3 protein-coding genes are annotated in these 2,075 nt (G+C 75.1%); 2 read left to right on the top strand and 1 reads right to left on the bottom strand.

Annotated features, from left to right (window positions below; translation table 11 throughout):
• Positions 1-46: 46 nt before the first annotated feature.
• On the bottom strand, positions 47-502 hold the full coding sequence (locus AOK18_RS22755; RefSeq protein ID WP_055574307.1) for an ATP-binding protein: 456 nt from the start codon (positions 500-502) through the stop codon (positions 47-49).
• Positions 503-693: 191 nt separating this feature from the next.
• Here AOK18_RS22755 and AOK18_RS22750 point away from each other — a divergent pair, with 191 nt between their 5' ends.
• Together AOK18_RS22750 and AOK18_RS22745 are read left to right on the top strand one after the other, a co-directional pair.
• Positions 694-1,278 carry a PRC-barrel domain-containing protein gene (locus AOK18_RS22750; protein WP_055574300.1) on the top strand — a complete coding sequence of 195 codons (585 nt, stop codon included), beginning with the start codon at positions 694-696 and terminating at the stop codon, positions 1,276-1,278.
• A complete protein-coding gene (locus AOK18_RS22745; RefSeq protein ID WP_055695545.1) occupies positions 1,278-1,745 on the top strand; it encodes a PRC-barrel domain-containing protein in 468 nt (155 codons plus the stop codon). The genes AOK18_RS22750 and AOK18_RS22745 overlap by 1 nt, the downstream gene beginning before the upstream one ends.
• Positions 1,746-2,075 lie beyond the last annotated feature (330 nt).

Here is a 2,075-nt window from a genome sequence, read left to right as displayed (position 1 = left end):
CGCAGCCGCATTCCCTGTCCTTCGGGGCACCGGGCCCCGGTGCCGTTCAGCCGGCGTCGAAGCTCAGCACCGCGCGGACGCACTTGCCGACCGGTACCCGCTCCACGAGGATGTCGCGGGCCAGAGCCTGCACGATCTCCAGGCCGTGGCAGCCGATGCGCTCGGGATCGCGGGGGTAGATGCGGGGCAGTGTGCCGCTGCTGTCGTAGACGGCGACCGTGATCGTCTCGTCCGTACCCTCCAGCTCCAGGATGTACGGGCCGTTGCTGTGCCGGTCGGCGTTGGTGACCAGTTCGCTCACGACCAGGAGCGCCGCGCCGTCGGCCCGCGCGCCGATCGTGGCGCACCACTCCGTCCTGAGCTGCTGCAGGAACAACGACGCGAAGGCGCGTGCCTCGGCGATGCATCCCGGCTCGCCGGTGAAGTGTGCTGACCGCCGTAGCGGTTCCACGGGTACGTCGAAACCAGTCGGTATCACTGCCCCGTCCAGGTGATCGATCATGCGCTTCTCTCTGCGAAGCCGGGCCGGCCGGACCAGCCGGACGATCTGCACTGCACAGGTGCACGTACCCCGAGTTCGGCCACTCAGTCCCCCGATCGGTGTTCGCCGCGCCACAGAAGGGGAACCCGGTCCCGTCGGAGGCGCGAGCGGGTTCCGGGGCGTGCGGGGAGGGCGACGGCGGGAGGTGGCCGGTGAACGAACTGCTGGGGGTGCGGAGCCTTTCGACGCTGCCCGTGGTGACGCTGGGCGGTGATGCCGTCGCCCACGTCAAGGACACCGTCCTCGACGTCCGGGCCGGGCGCGTCACCGGCTTCACCCTGACCGGCCGGACCCTGCTGTCGGGCCCGCTGCCCCGGGACCTGCCCTGGCCGGCGGTGCACTCCCTCGGCCGCCACGCGGTCATGGTCCGGGACGAGGAGGCACTGTGCGACCTGCCCCGGTCGGTGGCCCGCCGCGACGCCCTGCGCGGGCGGCTGCTCGATGCGCGGGTCGTCACCGACGAGGGCCACCGGCTCGGCACGGTGCTCGACGTCCTCGTCGAGGGCGGCACCAGCGGCCGGATCGTCGCCTTCCGGTTCGCCGCGCACCGGGAGCCGGTGCCGGGTTCGAGGCACCGCCGGCACCGGCTGTACGTGCCGCGCGGTGAGACGGTGTCCGTCTCCGGCCGGTCCCTGGTCGTCCCCGCGCACGCCACCACCTACGCCGCCGACGACCTGCCCGACTTCGTGGCGCGGGTCGGTGCGTTCCGCGCCCGGCGGACGGGCGCGCTGCCGTGATGCTGTTCTCCCGGGTGCGCGGGCTCCCGGTGCTGACCACGGGCGAGGGGATCCGTCTGGGTGTCGTGCGGGCGCTGACGGTCGACGCGGCGTCCGGCACCGTCACCCACGTGCGGGTGCGGCGCGGACGGCTGCGCGGGGACGCCGTCCTGGCCTGGGACGCCCTGGACGCCGTCGCCCCGGACCTGCTGCTCGCGGCGCCGTCCTCCGTCCTGGCCGTGTCCCCGCCGCATCACGATCTGCTCGGCCGCAGGGTGCTCACCGAGGACGGAGAGGAGCGCGGCACCGTGCTCGACGCGGCGTTCGACCCGCTCACCGCCCGTATCGAGGCGGTCCTGACGACGATCGGCGAACTGCCGGCCGAACGGCTGCTGGGGCTGGGCGGCCACGCCCTGGTGGTACGGGGGCGCAGGACGGCACGCGGCCGGGGCCGGTCCGGCCGGCCGTCTCCCCTGACACGACCTTAGGAGGCACCGCTCGGGGCGTCGTCCGTGAGGCCCCCCGTGCCGTTGCCGGCGGTGCCGTCCGGCGCGTCGTCCGTGCTGCCGGACCCGGCCGGTGGCGGCGTCAGGGGGCCGGACGGCGGCTCACCGGTCGCCGGACCGCTGTCCCCGGGACCGCTCGGCGAGGGCTCCCCTGAGGGATTGTCCTCGCCCGTCGTCGGCCCGGAACCGGGAGTGGAGGGAGCGGCCGGCGGCGACGTGCCGGGCGACGGCGGGGAGCGGGGTGTGTCCCCCGGTGACGGGCTCTGCCCGTCCGCCGGCCCCGCGGGCCGGTCCCCGCCGCCCGTGTCGCCC

Source organism: Streptomyces prasinopilosus, from assembly GCF_001419695.1.
GTDB lineage: Bacteria > Actinomycetota > Actinomycetes > Streptomycetales > Streptomycetaceae > Streptomyces > Streptomyces prasinopilosus.
Note: the sequence above shows the minus strand (reverse complement) of the source record. Positions and strands in the feature narration are given on the sequence as shown.

Excerpts from the sequence above, each read along its gene's own strand:
- AOK18_RS22755 (WP_055574307.1), bottom strand. The coding sequence starts at position 502 with ATGATCGATCACCTGGACGGGGCAGTGATACCGACTGGTTTCGACGTA.
- AOK18_RS22745 (WP_055695545.1), top strand. The coding sequence starts at position 1,278 with ATGCTGTTCTCCCGGGTGCGCGGGCTCCCGGTGCTGACCACGGGCGAG.